Source organism: Saccharopolyspora sp. (assembly GCF_017434145.1).
GTDB classification, from domain to species: domain Bacteria; phylum Actinomycetota; class Actinomycetes; order Mycobacteriales; family Pseudonocardiaceae; genus Saccharopolyspora_C; species Saccharopolyspora_C galaxeae.
In genome coordinates this window covers 1-5,413 of the sequence record NZ_JAFRFW010000933.1, presented here as the reverse complement: position 1 = coordinate 5,413, position 5,413 = coordinate 1, and the positions used below count along the sequence as shown (strand labels likewise).

General features: G+C 69.6%; 7 protein-coding genes and 1 riboswitch. Of the genes, 2 read left to right on the top strand and 5 right to left on the bottom strand.

What is annotated here, in order from left to right; translation table 11 throughout:
• From IJH84_RS25215 to IJH84_RS25205, 3 genes are all read right to left on the bottom strand, one after another.
• Positions 1-117, bottom strand: a 117-nt coding sequence (locus IJH84_RS25215; RefSeq protein ID WP_295149805.1) for a GTP-binding protein, incomplete at its 3' end; no start/stop codon positions are given.
• Between the two features lie 101 nt (positions 118-218).
• The gene (locus IJH84_RS25210; RefSeq protein WP_295149803.1) at positions 219-599 is read right to left on the bottom strand and encodes a VOC family protein; all 381 of its coding nucleotides are present in this window, start codon (positions 597-599) and stop codon (positions 219-221) included.
• 94 nt (positions 600-693) lie between these two features.
• The gene (locus tag IJH84_RS25205; protein WP_200070939.1) at positions 694-897 is read right to left on the bottom strand and encodes a cold-shock protein; all 204 of its coding nucleotides are present in this window, start codon (positions 895-897) and stop codon (positions 694-696) included.
• A gap of 443 nt (positions 898-1,340) precedes the next feature.
• Between IJH84_RS25205 and rpsT the strand changes: the two genes are divergently transcribed.
• Positions 1,341-1,601, top strand: coding sequence for a 30S ribosomal protein S20 (rpsT, locus tag IJH84_RS25200; RefSeq protein WP_200070938.1), 261 nt, complete (start codon positions 1,341-1,343; stop codon positions 1,599-1,601).
• 73 nt (positions 1,602-1,674) lie between these two features.
• On the opposite strand, the gene holA is transcribed toward rpsT, so the two are convergent.
• Positions 1,675-2,658: a DNA polymerase III subunit delta gene (gene holA, locus IJH84_RS25195; protein ID WP_295149800.1), complete on the bottom strand. Its 984-nt coding sequence runs from the start codon at positions 2,656-2,658 to the stop codon at positions 1,675-1,677.
• Between the two features lie 106 nt (positions 2,659-2,764).
• A riboswitch (SAM riboswitch) is annotated at positions 2,765-2,892 on the top strand.
• 12 nt (positions 2,893-2,904) lie between these two features.
• Here holA and thrC point away from each other — a divergent pair.
• Positions 2,905-4,176: a threonine synthase gene (thrC, locus tag IJH84_RS25190; protein ID WP_295149798.1), complete on the top strand. Its 1,272-nt coding sequence runs from the start codon at positions 2,905-2,907 to the stop codon at positions 4,174-4,176.
• A 68-nt stretch (positions 4,177-4,244) separates the two neighbouring features.
• On the opposite strand, the gene IJH84_RS25185 is transcribed toward thrC, so the two are convergent.
• Positions 4,245-5,413 (bottom strand): ComEC/Rec2 family competence protein (locus IJH84_RS25185; RefSeq protein ID WP_295149796.1); only part of this gene is annotated, 1,169 nt, incomplete at its 5' end.

The window sequence follows — 5,413 nt, the reverse complement described above, 5'->3', positions numbered from 1 at the left end:
GGTCAGCTGCAGCATCCGGTCCGCCAGGGTCGACTTGCCGTGGTCGATGTGCGCGAGGATGCAGAAGTTCCGGATGCGCTCCGGGTCCGTGAAGGTGGTATCGGCGAAGCTGCTCACTCGGTGTTCCTCGGGATCTCGGGGGCGCGCGGTTTCACCGCACATCGTCCCACGCCACGACCGGTGGCCGATGCCCAACTCCGCGGAGGATGCCCGGGGGTTCAGGTGTCCCGCTGGTCGGCGCGGATCGGGTGGTCCTCGGGAACTTCGATCAGCGCGATCCGCATCCCGTCGGGGTCGGTGATCCACGCTTCCACCAAGCCCCAGGGCTGCCGGGCGGGTTCGGACACCACCGGCACCTCGAAGCGCGTGAGCCGCTCGTACTCGGCGCGCACGTCCCGCACCTGCAACCACAGGACTTGGTCCGGGCTCGGACCGCGCTCGCCCTGGCCGGACAGTTCCATGAAACCTTGGCCGAGGAAGAAGACGGTGCCACCGGGGAACTCCCGGGAGATCGCCAACCCGAGCACGTCCCGGTAGAAGCGCAGCGAACGCTCCGGGTCCAGCGGGCGCAGGATCATGCGGCTGTTCAGGATCTCCATGCGCACCGTTGTACCCCGTAGCGGCGGTCCGGGCCCTGAACGACATCGAGCCCCGCACCGGACGGTGCGGGGCTCGATGCGTTGATCAGCGGTCTCAGACGGCGCGCACGCCGCTGGCCTGCGGACCCTTCTGACCCTGGGTGATCTCGAAGGTCACGGTCTGGTTCTCCTCGAGGGTCCGGAAACCGGTGCCGTCGATCGCGGAGTAGTGCACGAACACGTCCGGGCCGCCACCGTCGGGGGAGATGAAGCCGTAGCCCTTCTCCGAGTTGAACCACTTCACGGTGCCCTGTGCCATCTCTGTCTCCTCACAGCGGATGAGTACCGGCGCCGCACTCTGCGACCACCGGGGCCTAGTCCAGACGGCGAACTCTCCAGCTTGCGCAGGGACTAGAGTCGCGCCCGCAACTTTCGCGAGCGTGTCGAACACGAACACAAAAATCGGCCGACTCATACAACCACACCGCCGCCCCGATCATTCCCGCGACCCGCCGGTGGTGTGGGTCTCATTTCACCGGCCGCCAGCAGGGCCGACCGCCCCGGGGAGCCACGGGCGGGCTCGATGCGCCGAAGACCTAGCCGCAGCCGGGCCTGCGACACGGCGTTGCTAGCATGGACAGCCGTGCCGTGCGGCGTTCCGCCAGGGAGGAAGGCTGCGTTCGCCGGGTGCTCGAGCACCGGAGGAAGCAGCGCCGTACAAGTGCGGCACGACGAGTCCGAGCGAGGAAAGAGGCGCCAGCAGTGGCCAACATCAAGTCCGCGATGAAGCGGATCAGGACCAACGAGCAGAACCGGCTGCGGAACAAGTCGGTCAAGTCCGAGGTCAAGACCGCCATCCGCAAGTTCCGCGAGGCCGCTGCCGCCGGCGACAAGGACAAGGCCGTCGAGTTGCAGCGCGTCGCCGCGCGCACCCTGGACAAGGCCGCCAGCAAGGGCGTCATCCACGCCAACCAGGCGGCCAACAAGAAGTCCGCGATGGCCAAGCGCGCCAACGTGCTCTGAGCGGCCCAGCTCGCGCAGGCCGATCCGAGAACGGGGTCCGTTCCCAACGGGAGCGGACCCCGTTTTTCGTGTCTCAAGCCCGGGTGGAATGCAGGTCGACGAGCCTGCGCACTGCGCGCTCCAACGCGTAGTCGGCGTCCGCGGCCATCCCCTTGACCTCGCCGTTGAGCGCGGCGACGACTTGCAACGCATCGGCCACCGTCGTGCTGCTCCAGCCCCGCGACTGCGCCTGCGCCTTCTTCACCTTCCATGCGGGCATACCGAGTTCACCGGCCAGCCGGAACGGATCCCCGCGGCCGTAAGCGGCGACGCGTCCGATGGTGCGCACCGAATCCGCCAGCGCGTCCGCGATCAGCACGTGCGCCACACCGAGTTGCAGCGCCCAGCGCAGCGCCTCCAACGCGCCCGCGCGGTCGCCGGTGACCGCCTTCTCCGCCACGACGAACCCGGTGACCTCGGCGCGGCCGCGGTGGTAGCGGCGCACGGCGTTCTCGTCGACCTTGCCGCCGGTGTCGGCCACCAACTGGGAAGCCGAGGACGACAGCTCGCGGAGGTCGAAGCCGACGGTCTCGATCAGCGCGCTGACTCCGGCGGCGTCGATGCGGCCGCCGGCGCGGCGCACCTCGTCCTTCACGAACGCTTCCCGCTGCGCGGGTTTGGTGATCTTCTGGCATTCGGTCACCCGGGCGTCGAGCTTGCGCAGCGCGCCGGGCAGTTCCTTGGCGTTCTTGCCGCGCCCGCCCCCGTTGTGCACGACGACGAGCACGACCCCTTCGGCGGGTTGCCGAGCGTGCGAAAGAACCGCTTCGGCGATCTCCTTGCCCGCGTCCTGCGCCGCCTCCAAGGCCACTACCCGGCTCTCCGCGAAAAGCGATGGGCTGAGCAGTTCATCCAGTTCTGGGGGGGTGAGTTCACTCACCTTGATCCGGCGCAGCTCGGTTTCCGGGTCGGCCGCCCGCGCCGCGCCCACCGTCTCGTGCAAAGCCCGCTCCACCAGCAGTTCTTCGTCACCGAGGATCAAGTGCAGCGGGTCGCGGACCACCGACGGAGAACTCATAGGGGCATCGTCGCATGACCGTCCGGCACTGCCGGGCGTTCCCGCTGCGCGGGCGCCCCTGGCCATGGTGCGGCGCCGTCCCGTAACGTTGCCGGTACAACCGAATAGCTCATCCAGAGGGGCAGAGGGAACGGCCCGTAGAAGCCCCGGCAACCATCTCGACCATTCGCGGCTCGCGCGAGGCAGTCGAAGAATTCGGTGCCAATTCCGACCCGCCCGCGGGATAGATGAGGAAAGGACCTCGCGATGACCGCTGCCGCCCAACACACGAACTCCACCGCCAAGACGGCCTACGACCTCGGTCCGGCCGTCGAATTGGTGTCCAAGGAAGAGGGACATCGCCAGCCGCTGGCCCCGGAATTCGTGTCGCTGGAGGACTTCTCGCCGCTGGAGGTCGCCTACGACTTCGGCCGCGTACGCCGCGAGGACATCGAGGCAGGCCCCCGCTCCATCTGGCGCTACAAGCACCTGCTGCCGGTGCCGAGCAACGTCGAGGAGCACCCGAACACCGAACCCGGCTGTACCAGGCTGGTGCGTGCCGACAACCTCGCCAAGGCGCTCGGCGTCAAGCGGATCTGGGTCAAGGACGACACCGGCAACCCCACCCATTCTTTCAAGGACCGCGTGGTCGCGGTCGCGTTGGCCGCCGCCCGCGAATTCGGCTTCCGGGTGCTGGCCTGCCCCTCCACCGGCAACCTCGCGAACGCGGTCGCCTCCGCGGCGGCCCGCGCGGGCTGGGACTCGGTGGTGTTGGTCCCGTCCACGCTGGAGCGCGCGAAGATCCTGATGAGCGCGGTCTACGACGGCTCGCTGCTCGCGGTCGACGGGAACTACGACGACGTGAACCGGCTGGCCACCGAGCTGGCCGGGGAGCACGAGGACTGGGCGTTCGTCAACGTCAACGTCCGCCCGTACTACTCCGAGGGTTCCAAGACGCTGGGCTTCGAGGTCGCCGAGCAGCTCGGCTGGCGGCTGCCGGAGCAGATCGTGGTGCCCATCGCCTCCGGCTCGCAGCTGACCAAGGTGGACAAGGGCTTCCGCGAGCTGCAGCACACCGGCCTTGTCGAGGAGAGCCCGTACAAGATCTTCGGCGCGCAGGCCGCCGGGTGCTCCCCGGTTTCCACCGCGTTCAAGAGCCAGCAGGACGTGGTGCAGCCGGTGCGCCCGGACACCATCGCCCGCTCGCTGGCGATCGGCGCCCCGGCCGACGGGCCGTACGTGCTCGACACGGTGCGCCGCACCGGCGGAGCCATCGAGGACGTCACCGACCAGGAGGTCGTCGACGGCATCCGGCTGCTGGCCCGGACCGAGGGCATCTTCGCCGAGACCGCGGGCGGGGTCACCGTCGCGACCGCGAAGAAGCTCATCGAGGCGGGCAAGATCGATCCGGACGAGGAGACGGTGCTGCTGATCACCGGCGACGGCCTCAAGACGCTCGACGCCGTGCAGGACCAGGTCGGCCCGACGGCGACCGTCGCCCCGAACACCGACTCGGTGAACCAGGCGCTGGGTCTGTGACCGTCCGCCGCGGGCCGCGCGCGTGCGCGGCTCGCGGAGCGCAAGCCGCGGTGGTCCAGATGCTCGGCTCAGTTCTCCGGGCGGACCGGATCGCCGCGCTCGACCGCTCGCCTGCCCTGCTCGTCCTGCACGATCGCGACGTCGCCGGACTGGTCGGTGCGCAACACTCGGGTGCCCATTCGGGTCAGTTCGCCGAGCACGAGCGGGCTCGGATGTCCGTAGCTGTTGCCCGCGCCGACGCTGACCACAGCCAGCCGCGGTCTTACGGCCGCGAGGAAACGAGGCGTGGTGTAGCGCGAGCCGTGGTGCGGGACCTTGAGCACTTCGGCACGCAGGTTCGCCCTCGAATCCAGCAGTTCCCCCTGGCCGGGTAGTTCCACGTCGCCGGTGAGCAGGATCCGCCCGTGCGGCGTGGTCGCCTTGACCACGAGCGAAGCGTCGTTGGCGTCCTCGCTCGAGCGGGTTCGCGCCAGCTCGCCGCGAGGTCCGAGCACGTCGAGCACCAGGCCCGGCCACCGCACTCGTTGACCGGCGCTCAGCCGCATCACCGGTACGCGGTTGGCGCGGGCCGCCGCGGTCACCTCCCGGAAAGCCCAAGCGGGTTCTCGCAGCGATCCGACGGCGAGTGCGCCGACCGCTCGGCCGGACAGCACCGCGGGCGCTCCGCTGACGTGGTCCGCGTGCAGATGCGTCAGCAACAACAGTGGTATGCGACGGATCTCCAGGCGTTGCAGGCAATCGCTCATCAGCACAGGGTCCGGCCCGGTGTCGATCACCACGGCCTCGTGCGGACGCCCGGTGGCCAGCACCAGGCCGTCGCCTTGCCCGACATCGCAGGCGACCACGGTCCAGCCGGGAACCGGCCACGGAGCGACCCGATGCCGTACCGGGATCACCACGACGACGAACAGCAGGACCACGGCTGCGAGCACCATCCGCGAAATCCGGCCGCGCAGAACCACCAGCAACATCAACGCCAGCACGGCCAGCAGCAGGCCGCCTCCAGCGCCGGACGGCCAGTCGAACGACGCGCCCGGAACCGCGGCCGAATGGCGGGCGACGGCCAACACCCACTCCAGCTCCGGCCCCGCCAGCCACACCAGAGCGCTCGCCAGCGTTCCGGAAACGGGCGCGAGCAGCGTCGCGCACACTCCCAGCACGGTGGCCGGCCCCACCACCGGCCCGGCCAGCAGGTTCGCCAGCACTGCGACCACGCTGACCTCGCCGGAAACGGCTG